The organism is Paenibacillus sp. FSL K6-2441 (assembly GCF_037964765.1).
In the GTDB taxonomy this organism is placed as follows: domain Bacteria; phylum Bacillota; class Bacilli; order Paenibacillales; family Paenibacillaceae; genus Fontibacillus; species Fontibacillus phoenicis.
In genome coordinates this window covers 1,114,430-1,140,046 of the sequence record NZ_CP150174.1, presented here as the reverse complement: position 1 = coordinate 1,140,046, position 25,617 = coordinate 1,114,430, and the positions used below count along the sequence as shown (strand labels likewise).

Sequence of the window (25,617 nt, the reverse complement as noted above, 5' to 3'; positions counted from 1 at the left end):
TTGCTTTATCGACACGGATTTTTCGGGGGTCTTATAATTTTTTTAAGCCATAGGCTGGACGTCCTGACTTGAACTTGAACTAGAAAACCAATGCGAGGTGCCGCTATGCAAACCGACTTGAAGCTACGTGAAGGCACGGACCTGAACCTCCCGCGCCGGAAAGTTTGGCCCGTCTTCAAACAACAAAAATACCTGTTCCTCTTGATGCTGCCGGCGCTCATCTGGGCGATCCTGTTCGCCTATGCTCCAATGGCCGGATTGTATATGTCGTTCGTGAACTACCAGCCCACGCTCGGCCGTTTCTGGTACAGTCTGTTCCACAGCGAATTCGTGGGATTGCAGTGGTTTCGTTATTTTTTTAATAACGGCGATTTCCTGATCATCCTGCGCAACACGTTGGCTTCGACGTTGATTACACTCCTGTTCTCGTTTCCGATGCCAATCCTGATCGCGCTGGCCATTAACGAAATCAAAAACGTCCAATTCAAAAAAATCGTGCAAACGTCCTCCTATTTGCCGTATTTCATCTCCTGGGTTATCGCGGCCAACATTATCGTTACGCTGCTGTCCTCGGATGGTGCGGTGAACGCGTTGCTGAAGTTTCTCCATATTACCAATGAGAGCATCCTGTTCCTGCAAAACGGCAAGTACTTCTGGTGGATTGTCGCCTTGGGCAATACGTGGAAGGATATGGGCTACAGCTCGATCATGTATTTGGCGGCGATCTCTTCCATCAACCCGGAATTGTACGAAGCGGCCAAGGTGGATGGGGCCAACCGGTTTAAGCAAATCCGTTATATCACGTTCCCGCATCTAAAGCCGACGATCGTCATCCTGCTGATTCTGGCCATGGGCGGCATTCTGAACGCCGGGTTCGACCAGCACTTCCTGCTCGGGAACGATTTGACGAAGGATTACTCCGACGTGCTCTCAACCTACTCGTTCCGCTACGGGATCCAGAACGGGATGTTCTCTTACGCTTCCGCTGTCGGCATGTTCAGCTCGGTGGTCGCCTTTATCATCGTGGTGATCGTCAACCAAATCGCGAAAAAAATCAACGGCCAGTCCTTATTCTAAACCTGGCATGGAGGGAACTGCATGAAAAATCAAAAAACGATGACCGAGCATCTGTTTGATGCGGCCTTGTACCTGTTCCTGACGTGCATCTTTCTCGTCACGTTTTATCCGTTCTGGAACATCCTGATCATCTCGCTGAACGATGCGACGGACTCGCTGCGCGGCAACCTGTATTTCTGGCCGCGAGAGTTTACGACAGCCAGCTATATTACCATCTTCCGCAACCCGGAAATCTGGAGTGCGCTGCAGGTGACGGCGCTGCGGACAGTGATCGGGACCGCGGTGTCGATTATCTGTATCTCCATGCTGGCTTACTCCTTAAGCAAACGGTATTTGCTCGGCTGGAAGTATTTTTCGTTCTTCTTTGTGTTTACGATGTATTTCGGGGGCGGCTTGATTCCAACGTATATGGTGATCAAGGCGTTGGGGTTAATTGACTCGTTCTGGGTGTTTATTTTCCCGGGGCTGATCGGAGTGTTTCTGATGATCCTCGTTCGCACCTTCATCGAGCAGTTGCCCGGCGAAATCGAGGAATCGGCCAAAATCGACGGCGCCAACGATTTGCAGGTTTTCGTCCGCATCGTTCTTCCGCTGTGTGTACCGGTGCTGGCGACGATTGGCTTGTTCCTGGCCATCGGCCACTGGAATGCTTGGTACGATTCCTATATTTACACGTATAAACCGGAGCTTAAGACGCTGCAGGCCGTTCTGGTCAAGATCCTTAACCAATTCCAGACCGGCGCGATGATGACCGATGCCCAGCAGCTGGCGCAAAACGCCAAGCGCATCCCGGTCTCCAGCGAAAGCATTCGGATGGCGGTCACGATGGTGGCGACGCTGCCGATCATCATGGTGTACCCGTTCGTGCAAAAATATTTCGTCAAAGGGATCATGATGGGCGCGATCAAAAGCTAACAATTAAGAAACCCGTCGCGGCGATTGCCGGACGGGTTCTGTGTTTGTGGTTGGCTCTTGTTTAGGCTGATCTGCGCTTAGCCAAAGGCGTGCTCCTGCCGGATCAATTCCAGTAAAGCGCGGCAGCCCTGCTGCACCAGGCCGTAGACCTCTTCGAAATTCCCGGTGTAATACGGATCGGGAACTTCCTTTAGCTGCGATTCCGGCACCAGATCCAAGAGTTTCACGATCCGGGCATCGGTCTTGCGGGCCAACGCCTTCAAATCACGTTCGTTCTGGTTATCCATCGCAATGATATAGTCAAACTTGGCAAAATCGTCCTGCGCCACCTGCCGCGCTTTCAGCCCTTCATAGGAAATGCCGTACTGATCCAAAATGCGGCGCGTGCCGTGATGCGGCGGATTGCCTGTATGCCAGTTGCCGGTTCCCGCCGAATCGATCACAAACCGTTCGCTGAATCCAGCTTCGTTCACCAGATGCCGAAAGACGGCTTCCGCCATGGGCGAACGGCAAATGTTCCCCAGGCATACAAACAACACTCCCACTTTGCGCTTCTCGTTTTCCATGGTTCTCCTTCTTCCTTCCTGTCACCTATCTGCTCAACACTCTCTCTTAGCAGATAGTACTATAGGTTAAGCCGGAGAACAACCATAGCTCAGTCGAAGCTTCAGCCTTTGCGCACCACCGGAATCCAGATTTCACTTCGATAGTTGGGCAGGGAGGTGTCCGGGCTCTCGTTCCATAGGAGCTCCGGTCCTTCGGCCAGCTCGTAATGAGCGGACGGGAACCACTCGGAATAAATCCGTCCCCAAACGTTCCGCAGCGCATCCGGGAATGGGCCGACGGCAGTGAACACCGCCCATGTCGAAGCGGCCACCGCAAGCGATGCATAGCCGTCCGGGCAAACCTGCGTTGTCGCCACGCCAAGATAATGGTCCAGCTCCCCCTGCTCCTCCATGCGCCCTTCCGAGAAATTAATCGACGCGCTGATGATCCCGGCCGGTTCGAGATTGGACAACCCCTTCAGCTGAGCGATCTTCTCCGGGGTTAACTGCTGCGCCATTTCTGCGATATGCGGATTTACTCCGTGAAATTGAACCGGTACCCGCTTGTGCAGGCCGACGATCCGAAAAGCATCTTTGTCTACGATCCGATAATTCATTTCATTTCCTCCTTGTATGGTGAGTTGGAAGGACATCCGAGGATAAGCTTTCAACTGCGCTCCCGGATCTCTCGCCTCCGACGGCGTGATGCCATGCAAGGCTTGGAATGCCCGGGTAAACGCATCGGCGGAACCGTACCCATATTTCACCGCAAGGTCGATGACCCGCACCGGCCCCTGCTGCAGCTCGAAAGCAGCCAGCGTTAATCGGCGGCGGCGGATGTATTCCGTCAGCGAAATCCCGGCCAGGAACGAAAACATCCGTTTAAAATGGTACTCCGAACAAACGGCGATCCGGGCGACTTCCCCATAATCGATCTCCTCCGTCAAATTCCGCTCGATGTAGTTTAGCGCTTCGTTCATATTTTTTAGCACATCCATCGTTTGCACCTCCTCTGGTTCCCATCATACTAGGAGTTCTCCTGCCCCTTCCGACTTTCCGCGCACCAACTTTGCAGGGAGTCTGGACTGGCCGGCGAAATGAGTTTGGTATCAGTATATCGGATCAGGGAGTAGTCACCAAATAAGAAAAACGTCTATCGACGTACATTCAAAGTAGACAGACCGCGTTTAGCGGAAGTTTTTCTTGCGATATCAGGATGCCAATCCCCGTAGTTTATACTTTCTGGCGTGTAATATAATCAAAATATAAAGAGGAAATCCCCAGCGACTATCGAAGAAAGAAGCACCTGACAGGGAAGCTTCAATCTTACCTACCAACCACAGGAGGTTAAAGTCGCATGGGGAAATCCTCGCACATTCAAGGCCGTAAGGGAACTAAGTTCAGTCAACAGCTAAGGGGCGTTAACCTGGAGCAAGTCCTCATCGTTGCAATCGATGCGGCCAAGCTCCACCAAAAAGCCTTAATATGCAATTATTTCGGCGACATCATTGAAAAACCCTTCTTTTTCTCAGCGAATAATTCTGGTATGGAGCTGCTTTGCAAGAAGATTAATCAAGCGGTTACAGCCACAGAGGCTGTTCGCTTGTTCCTGGGTATTGAGGCAACAGGCCATTACTATGAAGACATCGTCCGCGAGATGGCGAAACGAGGGTACCACGTTCAGATCTTGAATCCGTATACCACCTTCGAGGAACGCGCCGGCGCACTGAATTGGTGCAAAACAGATGATCTTGATCTTGTGGCCATCGCCCATGCCATCAAAAGCAACAAAGCCACTGAAAACCAGCTTTTGAATGGCGTGCAGCGTCAGCTCCATGTCTTGACTCGAGCACGGCGCTCTGAGACACGGAAGCGTGCTTCCTTGCGTACAGAGATTCGAGCACTTATGGACCTCATCTGGCGCGAGTACCAAGGATATGCAGATTATTCAGCCGGTAGAGCTCGAAAAATCAAAGTATTCAGTGACTTCTGGGGGAAAGCCTCGCTCTTCTTCATGGAGCATTATCCACACCCCGCTGCTGTCCTGAAACTAGGGGAGACCGGGCTACGGAAGCTCTCGATTCAGCATAATCTCAAATTGCGAAACACCACCATCCAGAAGCTCTTGCACGTCGCTGAACAAGCGTTATCGAGAAACTTACAGGAACTTCGGCCTGAGCTTATGTTACTGAAAATGAAGCTACGTGACTTACGAACATTTGATGCCAAAATTAATGTTTTGGAACAAGAGATCGAGAACCTTCTCCTTCAGACAGACGGACGACTGCTTCTTACCGTCCCGGGCTTAGGAGTGACTACCGCGGCTGAGCTTTATGCTGAAATCGGCGATGTATCTCAGTACTCGAACGCAAACCAGTTAATTAAGAAAGCTGGCACAAACCCCATTGTTAAGCAAACAGGTGGCGGCAAAGGCTCCTACCGCAAGATTTCCAAACAGGGAAACGATCACCTTCGTTATGCGGTATATCTAGCAGGTAAGAGTCTCTGCATGCATAATAAGGACCTTAAGCCTTTCTATGATCGTCTGAAGGAAAAAGGAAAACATGAACGAGCCATCTTTGTTGCAATGGGTAATAAGATGCTCAAAGTCGCTTTCGCCATGCTGCGAGACCGTTTACCGTTTCAATCGCAGTGCTCTGATTATCACATCCTTGATGAGGTCAATAAGAAGTTGAACTTCAATTGCGTTATGCCGACACTAGCGGTGGCCTAACTAAGCAAGATCTTGGAACCGGTCTTTCTGGGACTGAGGGAAGATCGGATCACTTTCTTGGAGACCTTGGATCTCGTATGTCAGCTTTATCCACCTCGCCCTGTGAATGCGAATTGTACGTTAGCGTATACTCTGCACTCAGCCAGATTGCATCGCAGGATTGAAAAAACGAGGCTATTTCCTTTCAAGTCCGAGAAAGGCCGGTTTCAAGCATCGCTTCTCTGTCAGTTGCTAACTTTTTTGAAAATCTGGGTGGTTAGGTGTGTTTGGGTTACCCAGAAACCTAAAAATTCTACTTGACATAGTACGCTGATATCTTCAAAAAACAGGGGAAAGGCCCCACGGCCTTCCCCCTCTGCTTTTCCGTATGACTTATGGCGTTTCCCCTGTCAAACTTTCGACCGTTGGGCCCAGCTCCTCGTCCACCCAATCTGCGGATGTATATAACGTGAAGATCAGGTCCCGATTCGTTTCCGCGGACCAGGTTAACCCTCCGTCCGTGGACAGCTTGGCTTCCCCGCCCGCATAAGGGTTCTCGTCGCTGTAGGCAAATCCGTAGTTGTTGTCCGTACTTGGCGTATAGTCCGAACCGGGCGATTTTAGGATCAAACCATAGGTTTTGCTCGTATCCAGTCCCTTTAACTGTGGGTAAATCGAATAAGGCGAGATCGAGCCCGGGATGTTGTACGCCGGAAGCGAAGCCGTAAACAGCTTCTCCGCCGGTTGACCCTGTTGGTCCAACACGACCAGCTCGAAATAATAAGCGTCCTTTGGCACCTCATTCCGATAGCTCTCGTAAATGTAAACATCCAGTTTAGGCAAATCCGTATGCTCTAACGTGAAGGTCTGCATCCGCTGAATTCCCGCCCGCACGTCGGAGTAATAATCATACCGGATATCACTGTCGTCCTGATCGATGCGGCTGCCGCTCACCCCAGGAACATAGTAGGCTTCCAGTTCGTAGATCGAAGGCACCCCGTAGTTCGTATTCAGGTAAAGTCTCAGCTTGGTGGTGGTAACCTCTGGGAACGTCAGCGTCCGGTTATCGCCTAGCGTAAATCCTTTTGTAATGTTCCGGTAAGCCGAACCGTCCCAATATTGGAGCGTATAGTTGGCCGTTTTGAAATACGTATCCCGGAACTCCTTCACGACAACCTGATTGACCTTCGTTGCTGTGCCAAAATCAATTTCCGCCCATTGGTCGTTCAGCTGCCCATCCGCAGCGTTCCAGCGCGTTGTAAGATCGCCGTCGGTCAGCTTATCGGCCTCGTAGCCGGGATCGCCCCAGGTCGAGGAGACGTTGACTGGCTTGCCTAACGCCAAATTCGTTGGCAGCGGGTCCGCAGGCTCCGTTTTTCCCGAACCCGCGATTTGAATAACGGCCGAGCCCTTCGCTTCCAGCGAGTACGTTAACGTGCCCTGCACCGTGCCCAGCGACCGCCCGCTGTACAGCTCGGTCAGCCGGTATTTTTTGTTGGGTTTGAGGCCGAGATCAACCAAATCAACCTGGATGTCCTGCGCCTGGTTGGTCCAATTGGATAACCCGACCACGCGGTTGTCCTTCCCTTCCGACAGCACGGTGACCGCAGGGGAATGCGCCTCATGATGGTAAAAATCGGTCATCTGCAGCGGTTTGGCGGCCTGCCCTTTTTTCACCAGATCCAGCAGTTCCTCGTTATGCAGCCAAGCCAACCGATCCTCGTCGATAAAAGGCAGATTGTCGCCGATCAGATAATGCCCTCCGCCCAGCGTCACCGCCGTGTTCAGCAGCTTCGCGTCCTGCTGGCTGAACTTGTACCAGAACCCTTGGATCACGTACTGCGGAATGATCATATCCGGATCGTTGTATTCGTAGAGCGTTCCGTTCGTCCACCAGGAAGCCGCAGTATTAAACGCCTGCCGCTCAATGCCGGAGTAGCTCGCTACGCCAAGCGACGTGTCGCAAGCCGTCCGACGGCCATGGGCAAACGCAGCCGGCAGCAGCGGGGCAATCGACTCGTTGATGTAAATCGGGCGGTCCGCCGCCAGTACGACGTCGCGAATAATGCCCATCCCGATTCGGTAGTTTTGCATTCCGTTCACCGAAGGATCGTAATGTTGTCCCTCGTACATCCCCATATCGATAAAATCCAGCTTAATGTAATCGTAGCCCCAGCGGATATAATCGTCGATATTCCGCTTCACAATCTGCTGAGCTACCGGATGGCTGAGGTCCAGCGCGTACGTGTTCAGATAGGTTTTGATCAAGTTCCCCTGCTCGTCCTTCAGGCAGATGTCACGATGGGTTAATCCCGTCCCCTCGATCGGCAGGTCGATCCACTCCTCATAAATCGTAAACGGCGTCGAATATCCGCCCGCTTTCAGCCCTTTGGCATGCACATAGTTGATGAACTTGGTGATCGATTGTTCAAAAGGCAGGCCGCTTTCCGGTTGAAAACCGCCGTCCAGATTAAAATAATTATATCCCAGCGGCTTCAAATGCTCTGCCACGTAGTCGACCATCGCATACATAGCCTCCGCGGTGGCATAACGGTCATGCGAGTAGAACGTATTGTAACCCATCGGTACGTCGCCGTCCCACTCCATATGAGGCTCTCCGAGGTTATAAACGGTGCCGTATTCCTCAAGGCCATGTTGATAATCGTCGTAATACCCGAGGAAAAACAGATCCGAAGACACCGTCGTACCGCTATGACTCCCACCCCAGTTATACAGGGAAAATGCGGTCAGCGGCCCGTTAGGAAGCTCCGCTTCGCCGAGCTTTTGGCTGCTTTTCCAATTCTGGACGGTCGCCGCCCCGCCAACAAAGCCGTGCTTGTTCTCGTTGTCAAACACCGCTGCAACCCAATGGCTGATCCCGTTGAAGTCGTCCCAGGTCAGCTGCTCGCCAGCAAAACGGTCGGCTCCGTTTTGGCTTTTCCCGAAATCGTCCACCGGCGCAACCCCGAAATCGAAGTTGTTGGAATACGGCGTCGTAAAAATTTTCTTCGCATTGCCCGCCCCGATCTCGATCCGCTGTGCGGCAATTGGGGTCAGCTCCTCCACGTTCAGACCGTCCGCCCGCTGCACCTGCATGTCGGTCAACACGTACGAAACCTTCGGGTACAAGTAAAAGTTCAAATCGATTTGCTCACCGCTTGCCAGCTGGCTGTGAATCGTCAGCTTGCGGCCGTTTTTGCCGTACTTGTCCGGTTTCAGCTTGCTCCACTCCGCCGTGCTTTCCACCGCCTCCTGGGTTGAACGCGTTTCGCCGCCTTTCTCGCGAAAGCTTGACTCGAACTGCTGCACGACCGATTGTCCGTTCCACGACAAGCTGCCGATTCCTTCCGCTAAATCGTAAACCAGCGAAACCCTTCCGTTTGACGCCTGCACGATGTTGCCGTTTCGGGCATAAGCCCCGGCTTCTTCCTCCGCCTGTACGGCTTGCGCGGATCCCAAGGGTCCGGAGAAAGCCAATGCACCGACGAACAGCAGGATGAATGCGTGCGCCATTTTCCTTGTCCGTAAACGTCTTCTCACCTTTACGCCTCCTTCAATCGTGAAATGGTGGAACTTCGGTTTGCGATGCCAGAACTGGATGTTTTTTCTACCCCCATTCTAAAAACCCCCCTGTCCCGCAGCTATACCGCAATGTAATGATTCATGCAGGAAAACGCCTTACATCCAAGGTGAGCATAAAAAAAGCCCGCCCCCTGCGCATCAAAGCGCGGAGAGCGGGCGGTTAAGTTCAGTTGGGTTCAACACGGAGCAGATTACCGCGTGCAGGCGCGGTACGCGGTCGGCGAAATCCCGGCATGACTTTTAAACTGGCGGGAGAAATGCGCCAGCTGCATGCCCAACCGGTCGGCGATGTCCGCGATGCTGTCGTCCGTATAGGTCAACAGCCGTTTGGCCTCCTCCATCCGTTTGCGCTGCACGTAATGCATCGGGGTGACTCCCATGATTTTTTTAAAATAGGGAATAAAATAGTTCGGATGCAAATGCACCAGGTCGGCCAACGTCTCGATTTCGATCGGCTCGTGCAGATGCTCCTGGATATATCTCAACACGCCGTTCAGCTTGTTCCGTTCCGTAAACTGCATATAGTCCTTCAAATAATCGTGGTAGCCGCCTTCCTCCAGACAGCAGGCCAGCAGATTCAGCAGACAAGCCTGCATGCGTAACCCGGCAAAGGGTCCCCCGGACTGAAACTGACGGATCAGCTCCTCGAAGGTCGCTCGGACGTCCTCGGGATTGCCGGCATCGCTGATGTACAGCTTGCTCCTCGCATGAAACAGCGGCCATTCCCCCACCTGAGCGTCGAAATGGCAGAAATACCGGGTATAGGGATTTTCCGGATTCGTAAACGTCGTTTGACTGCTCCCCGCCGGCATGATCATCAGCTGACCCGGCCGGGGATAATACGTCTCCCCGTTGATGATGACCGCCCCTTCCCCCTCCGCGATAAAATACAGCCGATTAAAGCTGGGGGCCAGCTCCGTCCGGTTCCATCCGGGAAAGCCGCTTCTCAGCTGTGCATGCGTCACGGTGACGGTTAAGCTCTCGGGCAAACGCCCGGCAAGTTGGTCCATCTCATTCATCGGCTTCTTCACCCTTCCCTATGTCTCGCTGTAAACCTTTTCATACCGAAGGATTCTTATCCCATTGTATCAGTCTTATTTATCGAATACACCTTAATTTTGTGCAAAACCGTCTTAATTCGTGCCATTCTCAACCCTTCCGATTCAAGCTAAGCTAAGAGCGACAGGACTATATAGAAGCTGACAGGACGTTCATATCAATTATGGTACTACTTATATAGGAGGCAGGGAGCGATTATATGGACAAAGTACGTTTCGCCATCATCGGGATTGGCAATATGGGAACGTCACACGCATTAAACCTCAGCAGCGGCGAGATCCGGGGCGCGGAGCTGACCGCCGTATGCGACACGAACCCCGACCGCTTGAAGTGGGCGAAGGAGCATCTGCCGGAGACGGTGCTGACTTTTGATACCCCGGAAGCGTTGTTTGCTTCGGACGCGATGGATGCGGTGCTGGTCGCCACGCCGCACTATGATCATCCGACGCTGGCGATGCAAGCTTTTGAGAGCGGTTACCATGTGCTGGTAGAGAAGCCAGCCGGCGTGTTCACCAAAGCGGTTCGCGAGATGAATGAAGCGGCGGCGAAGTCCGGGAAGCAGTTCGGCATCATGTACAATCAGCGGACGAATCCGCTGTACGCCAAGCTTCGCGACCTTGTGTTGTCCGGGGAGCTGGGGACGATCCGCCGCACGAATTGGATCATCACGAACTGGTACCGCTCGCAAAGCTACTACGACTCCGGCGGTTGGCGCGCCACTTGGGCCGGAGAAGGCGGCGGCGTGCTGCTGAACCAGGACCCGCACCAGCTCGACCTATGGCAGTGGACGACCGGGATGATGCCCAAGCGGGTGCGCGCGTTTTGCCACTTTGGCAAATACCGCAACATCGAGGTCGAGGACGACGTGACCGCCTACGTGGAATACGAAAACGGCGCCACCGGGCTGTTCGTCACCACGACTGGCGAAGCGCCGGGCACGAACCGTTTCGAGTTGACCGGCGACAACGGCAAAATCGTCGTGGAAGACGGCAAGCTCACGTTCTGGCGGCTGCGCGTGCCCGAGCCGAAGTTTAACGCGGAGTATACCGGTGGCTTTGGACAGCCGGAATGCTGGAGATGCGAAATCCCGGTGAGCGGCGGCGACGGCCCGCAGCATAAAGGGATTTTGCAAAACTTCACGAACGCGTTGCTGCACGGCGAGAAGCTGCTCGCCCCCGGCGAGGAAGGCATCCTCGGCCTGACGCTCTCCAACGCCATGCACCTGTCCGCCTGGACCGACGACTGGGTGGAACTGCCGCTGGACGAGGAGCTGTTCTATGCCAAGCTGCAGGAGAAGATCCGCACCTCCTCGTTCCGCAAGGAAGCCGGCAGCGGCAAGGTGCTGGACGTGTCGGGTACGCATTAAAGCGGTGCGGGAGCGCGATGGGCGTGACGGGTGCGCAGTGAAGTGGCGCTAGAGCGTGCGATGGGACGTGGCTGGCACGCACTCTGCGGCACAGGAGCGCCATGAGACGTGGCCGGCACGCACTCTAGCGGCACAGGAGCGCCATGGGACGTGGCCGGCACGCGCTCTAGCGGCACAGGAGCGCCATGGGACGTGGCCGGCACGCACTCTAGCGGCGGGTGACCTGCCCACAGGCTGCCTTCCGAGCAAATAGCGGACTTTTTTTCCTCTATTTGCTCCAAATCAGCCCGTTGAGCCGAAATAAGGGTAAATTTGGCACTAGCGTTGCATTAAGACTTCTTTCTGCTTTGATTCAGACAAATACAGAACAACGATATAGTATATACAAACCGGATTAGTATATATTTTACAGACGCACTTTGCTTAAATTTGAAAAAGTTTAGAGGGGATTAGACCCGCACGTTACCCATTTTTTAAAATTTAAGTATTTAGTTCAATACTTCTACAATGATTCGTGGCTTCATCGATTTGTTCGCCTGCTTGGGGGGCCGACCGTTTCGCTTCGTTCGTCCTTTTGAGCTCCGTGTGGGCTTTTTGAATAAGGCTTCATGCAGCCTAGTCCATGACCGATCGGCATAGAGTCGAATCAATCGAAGTAACTGCCAAACGGTTTGCTTGCACTCTAGCTTCAGGCGTAGCAACAGGCACAGAGCATAGGATATCAACGCGATATACATCTGGTTCCAGATGGCTTCTGCGGTGTACCCATGAGGCTTCACTAAACGGAGGTGTTGCTTAATCCATTTAAAGAATAGCTCGATTTGCCAACGATGCCGATATACATCTGCAATTTGGTGCACGGACAAATCCATGCGACTTGTCACAAGGCGATATAAACGACCTTGCTGATCCTGAAACTCAATGAGTCGCAACTTCATTTGCTGCCCTGGCAGAGTTACATCCGCATCCCGAATGAAATCTCCCCGCTTGGGAAGAGCCCGTTCCTTGAGGATCGTCAATCGGGTATTATCCTTAACCCGAGCCACAAACTTCATCCCTTGGTCCACCCAGGCTTGAAAATGCTTGTGCACCTGATAGCCTCGGTCCATCACATAGGTCACTTCTTTATCGACCGTAAAGTTTGGGGCAACTTCGTGGTCTGCGACATCTTTGGTTGAGGCGATGATTTTATCTGGAACCATCGTCTTCGCGTCGACGACTAGAAGTGAAGTGTGCATTTTCACGCCGTGATTGGATGCAGAGCAGTAAGCCCATTTGGAAAGAATCGCTGGCAAGGTGATTTGAGTAGAATCCATGATCGCGAGCTTTCCGATCTTAGTCGTGATTCCTGGCTTACTCTCCGTTAGTTGTTGGATTTGTCTCGTTACTTGCATGAAAAGCAGGTGAAGGTTCTCTAGGGGAAGCTTCTTCATTTTCCGCGAGAGTTGGGATGGGCTTATGCTTTCAAGTCCACCAAGTATCGCTTGAAAATCTTCATTGGCTTCAAGATGCTCGGACATTTCAGCATAAGACTCTCGTTGCTGTAACTGGGCTTCAATGAACAGCAGTAGGGAAGAACCGACAAAAAGCTTGCGAGCACGATAATCCAAAACGCTATCTCGGGAAGAATTAATATTTAACATTTGTAGACATTGACATATGACACTTAAATTTGTACTGTTATCCATAGAAATCTCCTTTTGTTGAGAGGTTGATGGATAACCTTTGGATCAACTCAACATTAGGGGATTTCTTTATTTTTGTACATGAAAACCAGCCTATAATTTGCAAATTTAGTAAATTGTTGATTTGAAATATCGTTTGAAAAGTTAATGCAACGCTAGTGTAAATTTGGGCCTTATTTTCCGGAAACACGCAAGTTTCGCCCGCTTCGCACGCTTCCCATTCAAAATAAGGACAAAAAAGTCCCTTATTTCTCCGTATCCGCTCAAACCTTGCAAAATAAGGCCATTTTTTACCTTTATTGAGAATTGAGCCGTTAGTCTAGCACACGAGTAAGCATTAAGGATTTCAAAGAGGAGCGATAGCCCATGAAATTGTCCGTATTTACCGTATCCACCCCGGATTTGACGCCGGAGGAGTTGGTGCAGGCCGCTCGCGAAGCCGGGCTCCACGGCGTGGAGTGGCGTTTCAAGGAAGTTCCCGCCGAAGTCGCTGGTGAAAAACCATCGTACTGGCGCAACAATCTGTGCTCGATCGACCCGTCTTCCTCTGAAGAGCAACTGCTCCGCTTCAAACGCATCACCGAAGCCGAAGGGCTTGAGGTCGCCAGCATCACGCCTTATTTGAACTCGCTGGATCTGGAGGAAACGGAACGCGTATTCTCCGTCGCCCGCCTGCTCGGCGCCAAAATGATCCGCGTCGGCGCGGCCGGATATGACGGCACCACCCCCTATCCTGAGCTGTACGACAAAACGGTGCGCTATCTGAAGGAAGCAGAGCGCCTGGCCAAGCAATACGGCGTCAAAGGGGTCGTGGAAACGCATCATCTGACGATCGCGCCCAGCGCCAGCCTGGCCCATCGGCTCGTCAGCCACTGCGATCCCGATCAGATCGGCGTCCTGTACGATCCGGGCAACATGGTGCACGAAGGGTATGAGCAATTCAAAATGGGACTTGAGCTGCTGGGCCCCTATCTCGCACATGTCCACGTCAAAAACGCCGCCTGGTCGCAGACCGGTACGCGCGAGGATGGCACCGCAGCCTGGCGCTGCGAGTGGTCGCCTCTGGCGGACGGCGTGATCGATTACAGCCGCCTGCTCCGGGACCTGAAATCCGTCGGCTACGACGGCTACCTGGGGATCGAGGATTTCAGCGGCCACTACGGCTCGAAAGAAATGCTCCGCCAATTTGCCGAGTTTATCCACGAAAGGATGTAAGGCGATACGATGGATGCACAACAACAGAAGCCCTCTTTTCAAGCGAAGGACGGAATGAACTATGCGCCGAAGGGACGTCCCCATGCCGTCGTGAAACCCGGCGAATTTATATTTGCTGCGGTGCACCTCGACCACGGGCATATTTACGGCATGACCGGCGGCCTGGTCGAAGCCGGAGCGACCTTGAAGTGGGTGTATGATCCCGACCCGGCCAAAGTCCAGGCGTTCGTGGAGCAGTACCCGCAAGCCGCCCGGGCAGACAGCCTGGATCAAGTGCTCTCCGACCCCGAGGTGCGGCTCGTCGCTGCAGCGGCGGTGCCGTCGGAGCGCGGTCCGCTGGGGCTTAGGGTGATGGACGCCGGGAAGGATTATTTTACCGACAAGACGCCGTTCACCCGTCTGGCCCAACTGGAAGCTGCGCGTCAGAAGGTACGCGAAACCGGACGCAAATATATGGTCTATTACAGCGAACGCCTGCACGTGGAATCCGCCGTGTATGCCGGTCAGCTCGTTCAGCAAGGGGCGATCGGGCGCGTGCTGCAGGTGACCGGGTTTGGTCCGCACCGGCTGAATGCGGGTTCGCGGCCGGAGTGGTTTTTTCAGAAGGAAAAATACGGCGGTATTCTCTGCGACATCGGCAGTCATCAAATCGAGCAGTTTCTGTTCTATACTGGGTGCAAGGATGCCCAAGTGCTGCACAGCAAGGTAGCCAACTATCATCATCCCGAATACCCCGAGCTGGAGGACTTCGGCGACGCGACGTTGGTTGGAGATAACGGGGCGACGCAATATTTCCGCGTGGACTGGTTTACGCCGGACGGACTCAGCACCTGGGGAGACGGACGGACGTTCATTTTGGGCACCGAAGGGTATATTGAGCTGCGCAAATACGTCGACCTCGCCCGGGATGCGGAGGGCGACCATGTCTACCTGGTGAATCAGGACGGGGAGCAGCATTTTGCCGTACGCGGGCAGGTGGGCTATCCGTTCTTTGGCGAGCTGATTCTGGATTGCCTGAACCGCACGGAAAACGCCATGACCCAGGAGCACGCCTTCAAAGCCGCAGAGCTGTGTCTAAAAGCTCAGCAGCAGGCACTTCGCGTCACCCCAACTTACTAGGACAGGAAGGGACCTTACGATGACGATGCAAGAACCGATCGGCGCGGCGATTATCGGCTGCGGAGCGATTTTTCCGCTGCATGCCGGGGCTGTGCAGCAACTGGACGGCGTGAAGCTGAAAGTGGTCGTCGACAGCGATGCCGCCAAGGCAGAGCAGGCCGCAGCGGCGTATTCCTGCGAAGCGGCCAGCGATTACCTGACCTTGCTGGATCGTGACGATATTCAAGTCGTCCACCTCTGTACGCCCCATCACCTGCATGCGGAGATGGCGACGCAGCTGCTCCGTGCCGGCAAACATGTGCTGACGGAAAAACCGCTCGCACATGACCTCAAAGCGGCGGAGAACCTGGTGGCAGAAGCTCGGCGCAGCGAGGCACAGCTGGGGGTTGTTTTTCAGAATCGGTATAACGACTCATCCCGAAAAATCCGCGAATTCCTGGAATCGAAAACGCTGGGCCGGCTCATCTGCCTGAAAGGCATCGTCACCTGGCACCGGGACGAAGCTTATTATACCGACAGCCCATGGCGGGGCCGCTGGTCGACGGAAGGCGGCGGCGTGCTGATCAATCAAGCGATCCATACGCTTGACCTGCTCCAATGGTTCGGCGGCGAAGTCCTCTCCGTCCAGGGGAGCGTCACTGCCGACGCCCTTGGCGACGTGATCGAGGTGGAGGATACGGCGCATGCCAGCCTCCGGTTTGCGGACGGCGTTCACGGGTTGTTTTACGCCACCAATGCGTACCTCACCAACACCCCAGTTGAACTGGAACTGGTGTTTGAAGGCGGCACGCTGCGTCAGCGGGACGATTGCCTGTATTTGACCCGGGACGGTCGGGAAAGCCTGGTCTGCGAACCGCCGGCGAACCTTAGCGACGCAGGACAAATCATCGGCAAATCCTACTGGGGCTCCAGCCATCAGTTGTTAATCGCCGACTTTTATGACCGCGTCCGAACAGGAACTCGCTTTGCGATTGACGGCGAAGAAGGCCTCAAAACGCTGCGGCTCATCGATGAGTTGTATCAATCCTCTCGGACGCGGAAATCCAGATAAACACTAGATACTGAGAACCGGGAACTTACGACATAAACAAACGGAAAATGGAAAATCGTTGCGAAGCGAAGGACCGTTCCTTACGAGGGGCGGTCTTTCTTGTATCGGGGAACATACCAGAGGGGATGGCCGAGGTTACAGCCGTTTTCTCATCCTGGTGAGGATGGTAACCAGTACCGAGTTGAAGCCTATGGGTACTTTAGACCGCTCACGCTTTGACTTCTCCCGCTCCCTGCGCCGGATTTGCTCAGCCAGCAAACACCGGTCCAGCTCCTGGCGAAGATCCCGAATATACTGTTTGGCAACGTCCAAGTCGTTCAGATACATCGTGCTCCACCTCCTTTTCGTCATTAGTTAAAGATCTCCATAATTGGATAAACACTTCCTGCTTGATCCTTCCCTATCATAACGCCGCAGTTGCAGCCGCGTAAGGGTACAAAACACCTTAAGTTCTTTTTTCCTCCCTTCTTCCTCACAAAATAAAAGCGGCCACCTTTGTTTTATGCAAAGGGGTCGCTTTTGTTCACGGCGTTCCACACGCCAGCGGCTTTATAGATAAAAATGGCGAATCCAATCGGTAGAGTTGACGCTACGTTAGCTGACCAGGTGCCCGCCGGGAAATAGGCGGAGTTCTCTTCGCCCGCTGCCGCGCTTGCTCCAGCGTGCGGTAGCGGAACTCCAGCAAGGCTCGGCCGATCTCCGGCGTCGTAAAGGTAAAGAAGGGCAGCACGTACATTTCGGTATCCCAGAAATAATGCCCTTCGTACCCTTCGCCGGTGAGCCCCTTCGCGGCCATGCTGGTCATGCCGTCGCGTCCAGCCGACTGCAGCAGGCCAAACGCATTAAACCGCAGCCCCTGCTGGAGCGCGGGATCGCTGGCAATTTCCACGTCGGCGCGGCTCCAGAACGCGTCCAGGTAAGCGTGCTGCTCCTCAGCCAGCCCGTCAAAGCCGCGGCTCTCGGCCAAGCGCAGCACTTCTTCGCTTCGCATCCGCAGCTCTTCCTCCCGGGTATCCCGGGTCGTATGAACGCTGATGAATTTGCTCAGCGACAGGTCCGCCGAATGTTCATAAGGCTGCTCGTTCATCCTTTCACCGAGCCTCCCATCAGCCCTCTAACAAAGTACTTCTGCAGGAGGAAGAAGATCGCGAGCGGCATCAGCATCGAAATAAACGCGGCGGACGTCAGCAAATGCCAGTCGTTGCCTCTCGAACCCACGAGATCGGCGATTTTCATCGACATCACCTGTACGCTCGGCTGGTTGCCGATGAAGATCAGCGATACCAGGTAATCGTTCCAGACCCACAGGAACTGGAAGATACTGATCGAAGCGAGCGCCGGCACCGACAACGGCAGGATCAGCCGGGAGAAAATCGTAAAATGGCTCGCCCCATCGATAAAGGCCGACTCAAACAAATCCTTGGGCAGCTGGCTGATGAAGTTATACATAAAGTACGTGACGAGCGGCAAACCAAAGGCCGTATGCGCCAACCAGATCCCCAGATAGCTGCCGTTCAGACCCAGCGCCGTATAGTCCTTCAACACCGGGATGAGCGCAACCTGCAGCGGAATGACCAGCATCGCGATGATCACCACGAACAGCGTTTTGCGGCCAGGGAACCGCAGCCAGGAGAAGGCATAAGCGGCAAACGAAGCGATCAGCACCGGAATCACCGTTGCCGGAACGGCGATCGTTAGCGTGTTCCAGAACGCCTGAGACAACCCGGTCCCTTTCTGAATCGATTCGCTGCCATCGGCGAGCTTCAGCTTATATTCCTTACCGGACAGCACGTTCTTATAATTCTCCAGCGTCAGCGCCGGCTTGAACTCCCAGCCCTGCTCCTGGACGTGGATCGTGCGGGCCCGGCGATTTTCCCAGATCAGCCGCTGTCCGTCTTTTACTACCCCGGCTTTCAGCTCGTCGTCACTGTAGGTTTCTCCGTTCACTTCAATCGGTTCGCGCAAGTCGATATCCTTGGAGAGCTGAATCGTTTCCGCATTCGTCCATTCCCGGTGCGGGAACACGTTCCACCAACCGGTTTGCAAAATGTCTGCCGCCGGCCGGAAAGAAGAGATCAGCAGCCCCAGTGTCGGGATGAGCCACAATAAGCAGATGAGACCGAGAACGAGGTTAACTACCGTTTTGCCGCGTTTGCGTTTATGCAATTTCGTGCCCGCCATTAGAATCCCCCCTGCTTGCGGATCTGCCGCAGATTAAAGAAGATGACCGGCGTTACGGCAATCAGCAAGACGATCGCCAGCGTGGACCCGTACCCGAAATTACGGTACATGAAGAATTGCCGATAGAACTGCGTGGCCACCACTTCCGTCCCGTATTGTCCGCCAGTCATGACCATGACCACGTCGAAAATTTTGAGCGTAAACACAATGATCGTCGTCGTCACCGTCAGGATTGTCACCGAGATATACGGGATGATAATGCGGAAGAAGATTTTGATCTCACCGGCCCCGTCCACACGTGCCGCTTCCAAAATATCCTCTGGAACCCCTTTGATCGCCGCGGAGAAAATGACCATGGCGAACCCGGTTTGCATCCAGATCAGAATTAAGATCAGAAACAGGTTGTTCCACGGCTGCAGCATGCTGGTCCAGGCTTGCGCTTCACCGCCTAGAGCGGTGACGATGGCATTAAACAGACCGATTTGCTGGTCGCCGGGCTGATAATAATAAACAAACTTCCAGATGACGCCCGCCGCCACAAACGAGATCGCCATCGGCATAAAGATAATCGACTTGGCGATTTTCTCGTAGCTGCTGCGGTCGGCGAGGATGGCAATCAGCAGCCCAAGCGTGACGCAAGCAAGCGTGCCTAGGAACACCCACAGCAGGTTGTTGCGCAGCGCCGTTCCCATCAGCTTATCGGTGAAGATCGCCGCATAGTTGGCGAGCCCAACGAATTTCTCCGACGAGGCGTTAAAGAAGCTCAAGTACAACGTCCGTACGGCAGGCAGCACCAGCAGCCATCCCAGCAAAATCACGGCCGGACCGATGAAAATATACGGCAACACCTTCCGCCGCACCTGCTCCGGATACTGCTCCACCGCCCAGTTAAAGGTATAGAAAAGTAAGTACACGCCGAGTACGCCCCATAAAACGGCGAAGATCGCAGTCAGCAGCGGATTCAGCGTCGAGTCGCGGAAAAATCGGAAGATCAGGCCGTGTCCGGCGGCATTTGCGACCAGGACGATCAGGGTGAAGAGCACGGCCCTCAGGCTGACGATTCGCTTGGCCTCTGAACTCATCATGACCCCTCCTAAATGTTTTGTGAGCGTTACTTCCTGAACCGGTTGGATTGATGAAAAAGGAAGGGGCGTGTGTGCCGGAACCCACGTTTCGGCTCGCGCGCCCCTCCGCGGTGCTTTAGTTATCGTTTATGCCGCAGATCCAGAATCGGGCTTAGTTATTCCAGCCTTCCTGAATTTGCGCCAACGCTTCATCCAGTGTGGACGTACCGCTCACGTAGTCGGTCATGCCTTTCCAGAAGGTACCGGCACCTACTTTACCCGGCATCAGGTCAGAGCCGTCAAACCGCAGCGTGGTCGCATCCTGCACGAGCTGAGCCATACGACGATCGGCCTCGGAAGTATACCAGTCAAGCGAAGCATCGTTCATCGGAGCGATTACGCCGCCGGATTGTACCCACGATTTGATCGATTCGCCTGTCGTAAAGAATTCCATAACCGCACGAACCTCAGGACGATCATTGAACATGGCATAGATATCGCCGGCTACCAGCACCGGTTTCCCATATTGCTCGTCGATCGGCGGCAGGTAGAACCAGTCGTAGTCTTCGTCGATCTTCGCCGTTTCCGGGAAGAAGCTGGTGATAAAGTTCGCTTGACGATGCAGCCAAATCTTCGGCGGGTTGTCGAACATCGGTAACGCCGAATCCCCAAATGCTGTCGTTACGATCGATTTCGTTCCGCCATACACGTAATCCGGATTCATCCAGATTTCCGACATTACTTCAACAGCATGCTTCACTTCAGGGGAAGTGAACGGCAGTTCACCGCTAACCCATTTATCATAGTTTTCCGGCGAGGTCGTGCGGAGCATGATGTCTTCTACCCAGTCGGTAGCCGGCCAGCCTGTTGCCGCGCCGCTTTCGATACCGATCCCCCAAGCCGTGTCGCCGTCCTTGGCGATTTGCTCCGTCAGCGCCATCAGCTCATCCCAAGTTTGCGGAATGGTATAACCCGCTTCCTCAAATTGCTTCTTCGGATACCATACCAAGCTCTTTACGTTACTGCGGTTCCAAATGCCCGCCATGATTTTATTGCCGTCCTTATCTTCCATCGTCGCCATGTCAAGCCAGCTTTGGTTGTAGTTCGCCTTCAGCTTCTCCTGGTCGAGTATGTTGGTCAGATCGATGACCTTACCGGTCTTGGCAACGGCAGCCAGCAGACCCGGTTGCGGGAAGTCCGCGATGTCGGGGGCGTTGCCGCCGTCTACACGGACGTTAATGGTCGCTTCGAACTCTTTGGAGCCTTCGTATTGAATGTCGATGCCTGTTTTCTCCTCGAACTCTTTGATGCTGGTTTCGAATTTCACTTGGTCAGCATCTACGAACGGACCAAACATCGTAACTTTCGTCCCTTTATATTCACCTTTCAACGCCAACTCCAGCGGAGAGCCGGTGGAAGTGTCATTGGTTGCGGCGGTATCATTTGTGTTCTGTTCCGTGGTTCCCGTATTAGCCGGAGCCGCCGGTTCATTATTTGCCGCATTGTTCCCTCCGCCGCAGGCGCTGAGGAGAAGTGTGAACGATAACCCGCTAACGAGCAATAAGGAAGTCCATTTTGATCTTTTTTTCATTGACCCTACATCCCCTTCGATATGATTTAGGAACAACCATCTGTAGGTCTGACGACCTTTATTCGATTCCGGCGAATCACCTCCTTAATCAAGCTTTTCAGCAGCAGGCGACGATAAATATAGGCCTGTATCCGTTTTCAATTCGGTATAAGTGTATGACCTACCCAGCCGGAATGTTCCGCTTTTTTGAAAAGCTTTTCAGAATACGATTCAAATGGTTCGTGGTGAGTGTTGGAATGTGTGAGTTGTGTTACATTGCGTGTGTTGTGTTACGATGTGTGTTACGTTGTGTATGTTGTATTGCGTTGTGTGTGTTGTATTGCGTTGTGTGTGTTGTATTGCGTTGTGTGTGTTATTACTTGGCTACACCATGGTTCTTTCCCGTGAGGATTCCCTTACGACCAGCTTGTGTTGGAGGATCTCTCTGGGCACCGCCACGCTCCCGGTCGTCAGCAGCTCATGCAGCTTCTCTGCAGCACGGTGGCCTAGATCATAGATGGGTTGGGATATCGTGGTCAGCTTAGGAATATACATGCTGGCCATGCGGTGGTTGTCAAAGCCGATGACGGACACCTGCCCCGGGACAAGAATGTGCCGATCCCGAAGATACGAAATCGTCCCCATGGCAAATTCGTCGGCAACGCAAAACACCGCGGTCAAATCAGGATGCTCGGTAAACAGCTCATGTGCCGCCTGATACGCATGCTCAAAATAGTGACTGGCAAATTTCACGTTTTCGATATTCGATGTCAGTCCGTATTCCTTCATGGCCCGAACAAACCCGGCGAATCGCGGCGGGCCTGAAATGGAATTGTCGTGATTGAAGCCAATCATACCGATTTGGCGATGACCAAGCTCGATCAGGTAAACGGCTGCGTCATAAGCTGCCGCCTCGTCGTCGACTTCGACGCACGGAATATCGTAGTCGTCCGAATGGGACGACACCATGACACAGGGGATGCGGCAACCAATCAGTTTCTCGTAATACTCCGGAAACATTTTGTCGCTCGCAAATACGATCCCGTCCACCTGCTTCTCATGAAACGTATCGATATACGACAACATCCGCTCCTTATCACGGTCCGTGTTGCAGATCATCAGGCTGTACCCCAGCTTGTTGCAGGCATCCTGCATTCCCCGGATCATTCCCGCGTAATACATGTTCTCAATATCGGGAATCAACAATCCTAAGGTAAAAGACTTCTTGTAAATCAGTCCGCGGGCGAACGCGTTCGGCTGGTAGTTCAGTTCCTGAATCGCCTCCAGCACGCGCTTTCGCTTGCTCTCCACCACCGTACCCGGCGCGTTCATGACGCGCGAGACCGTACTGATGGAGACCCCCGCCTTTTTAGCAACATCACGGATCGTTGGTTTGCTTTTGTTTTTGTTCATCGTTTGTATCCTCGATTTGAAAAGCTTTTCAATGCGATTATAACAAGGGATTTTTTCGATGACAAGATTTTTTTGAAGCGCTTACAATCCTAGGGGTGACCCTAGCCCGTCCGCCCCCTTTCTCACCTTTATCCCTTTGAGTCCGGCTACTCGTAAGCACTCCCCCATTGGCATTTCCCTGCCTAAGAAGTTCAAATGCAGCGTAAACGGACTGACTGGGGGCGAGACGATATACCTCGTTCTTGCTCTAACGGAACCAAATGACGCTAAAGTCCATTTCCCGCGAGATTTCCCGTTCTAACGGAACGTAAGGCCGTTATTGGACGTAAATCAACCTCGCTCTAGCCTATTCGAGCCAAATAACGTCATCTGATTCCGTTAAAAGTTCCGACCAGCTGCTTCCATGCGAAATAAGGGCTGTACGTTCCGTTAAATCCATTCATTAAACATAACTCAACTTAATTGCTGGCCGCACGCCATCCCTTGCCAGACTGACGTTGGCATAGCTGCGGATGCTGCATCCCGTACCGATAAAATGGGCGCGCGAAGGTAAATTGCCCTGCGTGCGCAGCCACCACCAGGAACAGCCCAGCTTCTGACCGTTTCGCAGCACATAATTGACTTCCTCGCCCTTGTCATAGACATAAAGGCTGCAGCCGTCGGGCTTCTTCAATTTCGCATAATCCGTCCCTACGGCGGTCATCCAGTCCTTGCCAAGGCTTGCGGTGAATGCCTTCACCTCCGCTACACTCAGCAGAAACACGTTGTCCTCCGTATCGGGGCAGCCTTCCCCGTTATCTGTGCAATAAGCCGGCTCGATCAACGCTTGCTCTTCCGGGCTAAAGGCAGCAGCGAAAAACTCCTCGTTTAACCACTGTCGCAAATCGCAGTCGCGCCAGATGATGTCTACGGCATCCCGCCACGAAACATCCGCGCTTTTCCCGTGATAAAAGCTTGCAGTCCAAAATCTCTTCACTCAACAGAAACAACTCGTTGCCTGAATTTTGGAGAACCCGCCATACGATCGGCTGTACCGTCCCATCGGCTGAATGGGGGTACGAGCCGAAGGTCATCCGTTCCCCCGGATGAATCGCATGATGGAGCGGCATAGAAGCAGGTTGATGGTTACCATCCATAAGACTCCCCTCCTCTTCTTCAGTCTATCTATTTTACAACAAGTTCCCAGGGGGGGCCGCAACAACTAATCGATGAGACTTCTTCTTCGGCCAATAACAAGCGACCATAGGATCTAGTGATCTAGTAACTTACTGACTTAGCGATCTAGTGACAAAGTAACCAAGCATCAACTACATTGACACACATAGTAATATGTATTACATTGTTTCAAAAGAGGTGAACAAAGTGAACGACAGCGCCATCAGCCGGGATTTGATCCGCGGCCACATCGATACGATTATTCTTCGGGTGCTGCTGGAGGAGGGAGATAACTACGGGTATGAGATCATGAAATCCATCTCCTCCATTAGCCAAGGACGTTACGAATTGAAAGAGCCGTCGCTCTACACCAGCTTAAAGCGATTGGAGGCCCAGAAGCTGATCGAATCCTATTGGGGGGAAGATCGCAGTTTGGGCGGGCGGCGCAAATATTACCATGTCACCCCTGCGGGAGCCGAGGTTTACAAAGCCAATTTGGCGGCATGGAAATTTTCCCGCGAGATCATCGACGTTCTGATCGAGAAACAGGAGGGATCCCCATCATGAATTCGTTGCAAAACCACGTGGATCGTTTATTTGCCGGCTACCCGGCAACCGGACGAAACCGTGAGATGAAAGAGGAAATCATCGGTAATCTGGAAGCCAAAGTCGCCGATCTCATGGCTGGCGGAATGGATTACGAACAAGCCGTCCGAACGGCAACATCCAGCCTCACCCGCATCGACGGGCTGATCGACGAACACCCACTGATCTATGTAAACCGCTATCGTTTGGAATGGATGCAAAAGATGCTGTTTTTAGCCATCATTCTGTGGATCTTCACTATTCCATTACGTTTGATCGAACGCACGCCGTTAAGTTTCTTCCTTCTGGGCTTCGTCCTGGTTCTTGGCCTCTTTTATCTCGTGCTGCATTTAACGTGGCGCGGCCAAGCGCTTGAAGTAACGGCTCCGCGACATATCGCGGCGGCCCGGCGGCGAAGCCGGATCGTGTGGCTGCTGTGGGGGTTGTTCATTCTTGTCACCCTGCTCGCGATTACGGCCCTCCGGTTCGGGAGCAATATCTGGTTTGGCTATCAAGTGAAGATCGGCGGTCCTTATCAGTTTGCGCTACTGGGCATCCAATACGCCAAGCCGTTTCTCACGATTGGGATTCCGCTGGCGTTCCAGCTGAGCGCTTCGTTGCTGACAAAACATGAAGTAGGTGATTGGGAAGCATGACGACGAGACAAACCTTCAAACGTTGGAACATCGGAATTTTCGCCCTGCTCCTTGCCGGATTCGTCTGCTTGGGCGTGGTGGAAGGCGTGGCGCTACCGCGCCAGGATAAGCAGGGGGCGCTCTACAACGAAGCGCAAAACAATCCGCTGACCCATGACATCACCCGTACGGCCTCTTTTGCGACACCTTACATGGGCAATGCTTCTAAAGTTTCGGGCCTCTTCCTTTCGCTCCCCCTGGGACCGATTCGTTCTTTTGCCCTTGATCCGGACGTGTTCACCGTGCAAGTGAATCTGGATTCTTCGGTGCCGATGGCGGATGTCGATCGCGATCGAGCGTATTTATACAGCGCCACGGCCGCTTTTGCTTATATCGATAACCTGGAGGCCGTGATTTTTAACGAAGGTTCGGCGGCCTACCGTGTAACGCGTGAAGAACTGCTAGACTGGTACGGCGTAGATCAGTTTTCGTCTTTAACCACCGACCATGCCGTTTGGCAAGCTGCGGTGCAAAACAAGCTGACAGATCGGGATTACGCGTGGCGAGCGTTCCAGGAGCTTTTCCATGAGACCGAGACTCTATCCGTTTAACGCTTCCTTCTCCCAACGCTTTTATCTGATAAAGCCCCTTTACCGCACTCATCTATAAGGGAAAATCAAAAACCGC

22 protein-coding genes are annotated in these 25,617 nt (G+C 53.3%); 10 read left to right on the top strand and 12 right to left on the bottom strand.

The window, feature by feature from the left end:
* Nucleotides 1-105: 105 nt before the first annotated feature.
* Together NSQ80_RS04860 and NSQ80_RS04855 are read left to right on the top strand one after the other, a co-directional pair.
* Nucleotides 106-1,077: an ABC transporter permease subunit gene (locus tag NSQ80_RS04860; RefSeq protein ID WP_009224679.1), complete on the top strand. Its 972-nt coding sequence runs from the start codon at nt 106-108 to the stop codon at nt 1,075-1,077.
* A 21-nt stretch (nt 1,078-1,098) separates the two neighbouring features.
* Nucleotides 1,099-1,992: a carbohydrate ABC transporter permease gene (locus NSQ80_RS04855; RefSeq protein ID WP_009224678.1), complete on the top strand. Its 894-nt coding sequence runs from the start codon at nt 1,099-1,101 to the stop codon at nt 1,990-1,992.
* A gap of 77 nt (nt 1,993-2,069) precedes the next feature.
* On the opposite strand, the gene NSQ80_RS04850 is transcribed toward NSQ80_RS04855, so the two are convergent.
* A complete protein-coding gene (locus tag NSQ80_RS04850; RefSeq protein ID WP_339301603.1) occupies nt 2,070-2,558 on the bottom strand; it encodes a low molecular weight protein-tyrosine-phosphatase in 489 nt (162 codons plus the stop codon).
* A 101-nt stretch (nt 2,559-2,659) separates the two neighbouring features.
* Entirely contained in the window at nt 2,660-3,535 is an 876-nt protein-coding gene (locus tag NSQ80_RS04845; RefSeq protein WP_339301601.1) for an AraC family transcriptional regulator, read from the bottom strand.
* A gap of 359 nt (nt 3,536-3,894) precedes the next feature.
* Between NSQ80_RS04845 and NSQ80_RS04840 the strand changes: the two genes are divergently transcribed.
* Nucleotides 3,895-5,271 (top strand): IS110 family transposase, encoded by a 1,377-nt coding sequence (locus NSQ80_RS04840; protein ID WP_260072012.1) that lies wholly within the window; start codon nt 3,895-3,897, stop codon nt 5,269-5,271.
* Nucleotides 5,272-5,643: 372 nt separating this feature from the next.
* On the opposite strand, the gene NSQ80_RS04835 is transcribed toward NSQ80_RS04840, so the two are convergent.
* Nucleotides 5,644-8,790: a discoidin domain-containing protein gene (locus tag NSQ80_RS04835; RefSeq protein WP_339301599.1), complete on the bottom strand. Its 3,147-nt coding sequence runs from the start codon at nt 8,788-8,790 to the stop codon at nt 5,644-5,646.
* 233 nt (nt 8,791-9,023) lie between these two features.
* The gene (locus NSQ80_RS04830) at nt 9,024-9,851 is read right to left on the bottom strand and encodes an AraC family transcriptional regulator (protein WP_260069783.1); all 828 of its coding nucleotides are present in this window, start codon (nt 9,849-9,851) and stop codon (nt 9,024-9,026) included.
* 239 nt (nt 9,852-10,090) lie between these two features.
* Between NSQ80_RS04830 and NSQ80_RS04825 the strand changes: the two genes are divergently transcribed.
* Nucleotides 10,091-11,257 (top strand): Gfo/Idh/MocA family oxidoreductase, encoded by a 1,167-nt coding sequence (locus NSQ80_RS04825; RefSeq protein ID WP_339301597.1) that lies wholly within the window; start codon nt 10,091-10,093, stop codon nt 11,255-11,257.
* 488 nt (nt 11,258-11,745) lie between these two features.
* Here the strand turns inward: NSQ80_RS04825 and NSQ80_RS04820 are convergent, their stop codons facing one another.
* The gene (locus NSQ80_RS04820; protein WP_339302159.1) at nt 11,746-12,900 is read right to left on the bottom strand and encodes an IS4 family transposase; all 1,155 of its coding nucleotides are present in this window, start codon (nt 12,898-12,900) and stop codon (nt 11,746-11,748) included.
* Nucleotides 12,901-13,308: 408 nt separating this feature from the next.
* Between NSQ80_RS04820 and NSQ80_RS04815 the strand changes: the two genes are divergently transcribed.
* From NSQ80_RS04815 to NSQ80_RS04805, 3 genes are read left to right on the top strand one after another with little or no spacing between them, the layout of a single operon-like run.
* A complete protein-coding gene (locus NSQ80_RS04815) occupies nt 13,309-14,157 on the top strand; it encodes a sugar phosphate isomerase/epimerase family protein (protein WP_339301595.1) in 849 nt (282 codons plus the stop codon).
* Between the two features lie 9 nt (nt 14,158-14,166).
* On the top strand, nt 14,167-15,276 hold the full coding sequence (locus tag NSQ80_RS04810; protein WP_339301593.1) for a Gfo/Idh/MocA family oxidoreductase: 1,110 nt from the start codon (nt 14,167-14,169) through the stop codon (nt 15,274-15,276).
* A 19-nt stretch (nt 15,277-15,295) separates the two neighbouring features.
* Entirely contained in the window at nt 15,296-16,327 is a 1,032-nt protein-coding gene (locus NSQ80_RS04805) for a Gfo/Idh/MocA family oxidoreductase (protein ID WP_339301592.1), read from the top strand.
* A 135-nt stretch (nt 16,328-16,462) separates the two neighbouring features.
* Here the strand turns inward: NSQ80_RS04805 and NSQ80_RS04800 are convergent, their stop codons facing one another.
* The 7 genes from NSQ80_RS04800 to NSQ80_RS04770 form a co-directional block, all read right to left on the bottom strand.
* Nucleotides 16,463-16,654 (bottom strand): hypothetical protein, encoded by a 192-nt coding sequence (locus NSQ80_RS04800; RefSeq protein ID WP_036644918.1) that lies wholly within the window; start codon nt 16,652-16,654, stop codon nt 16,463-16,465.
* 262 nt (nt 16,655-16,916) lie between these two features.
* Complete coding sequence (locus NSQ80_RS04795; protein WP_323075874.1) at nt 16,917-17,414, bottom strand: hypothetical protein; 498 nt, start codon at nt 17,412-17,414, stop codon at nt 16,917-16,919.
* Complete coding sequence (locus NSQ80_RS04790) at nt 17,411-18,508, bottom strand: carbohydrate ABC transporter permease (RefSeq protein ID WP_339301589.1); 1,098 nt, start codon at nt 18,506-18,508, stop codon at nt 17,411-17,413. The genes NSQ80_RS04795 and NSQ80_RS04790 overlap by 4 nt, the downstream gene beginning before the upstream one ends.
* Nucleotides 18,508-19,590, bottom strand: coding sequence for a sugar ABC transporter permease (locus NSQ80_RS04785; RefSeq protein ID WP_323075871.1), 1,083 nt, complete (start codon nt 19,588-19,590; stop codon nt 18,508-18,510). The genes NSQ80_RS04790 and NSQ80_RS04785 overlap by 1 nt, the downstream gene beginning before the upstream one ends.
* A gap of 154 nt (nt 19,591-19,744) precedes the next feature.
* Nucleotides 19,745-21,163 carry an ABC transporter substrate-binding protein gene (locus NSQ80_RS04780; RefSeq protein ID WP_260069775.1) on the bottom strand — a complete coding sequence of 473 codons (1,419 nt, stop codon included), beginning with the start codon at nt 21,161-21,163 and terminating at the stop codon, nt 19,745-19,747.
* 363 nt (nt 21,164-21,526) lie between these two features.
* Nucleotides 21,527-22,555, bottom strand: coding sequence for a LacI family DNA-binding transcriptional regulator (locus tag NSQ80_RS04775; protein ID WP_009224664.1), 1,029 nt, complete (start codon nt 22,553-22,555; stop codon nt 21,527-21,529).
* A 442-nt stretch (nt 22,556-22,997) separates the two neighbouring features.
* A complete protein-coding gene (locus NSQ80_RS04770) occupies nt 22,998-23,531 on the bottom strand; it encodes a DUF6273 domain-containing protein (protein WP_260069774.1) in 534 nt (177 codons plus the stop codon).
* A 386-nt stretch (nt 23,532-23,917) separates the two neighbouring features.
* Between NSQ80_RS04770 and NSQ80_RS04765 the strand changes: the two genes are divergently transcribed.
* Genes NSQ80_RS04765 through NSQ80_RS04755 form a run of 3 tightly spaced genes read left to right on the top strand, consistent with a single transcriptional unit; the run spans nt 23,918 to nt 25,541 of the window.
* Complete coding sequence (locus NSQ80_RS04765) at nt 23,918-24,277, top strand: PadR family transcriptional regulator (protein WP_036644910.1); 360 nt, start codon at nt 23,918-23,920, stop codon at nt 24,275-24,277.
* The gene (locus NSQ80_RS04760) at nt 24,274-24,951 is read left to right on the top strand and encodes a permease prefix domain 1-containing protein (protein WP_036644908.1); all 678 of its coding nucleotides are present in this window, start codon (nt 24,274-24,276) and stop codon (nt 24,949-24,951) included. Before NSQ80_RS04765 ends, NSQ80_RS04760 begins: the two co-directional genes overlap by 4 nt.
* Nucleotides 24,948-25,541, top strand: coding sequence for a DUF4825 domain-containing protein (locus NSQ80_RS04755; RefSeq protein ID WP_260069773.1), 594 nt, complete (start codon nt 24,948-24,950; stop codon nt 25,539-25,541). Before NSQ80_RS04760 ends, NSQ80_RS04755 begins: the two co-directional genes overlap by 4 nt.
* Nucleotides 25,542-25,617 lie beyond the last annotated feature (76 nt).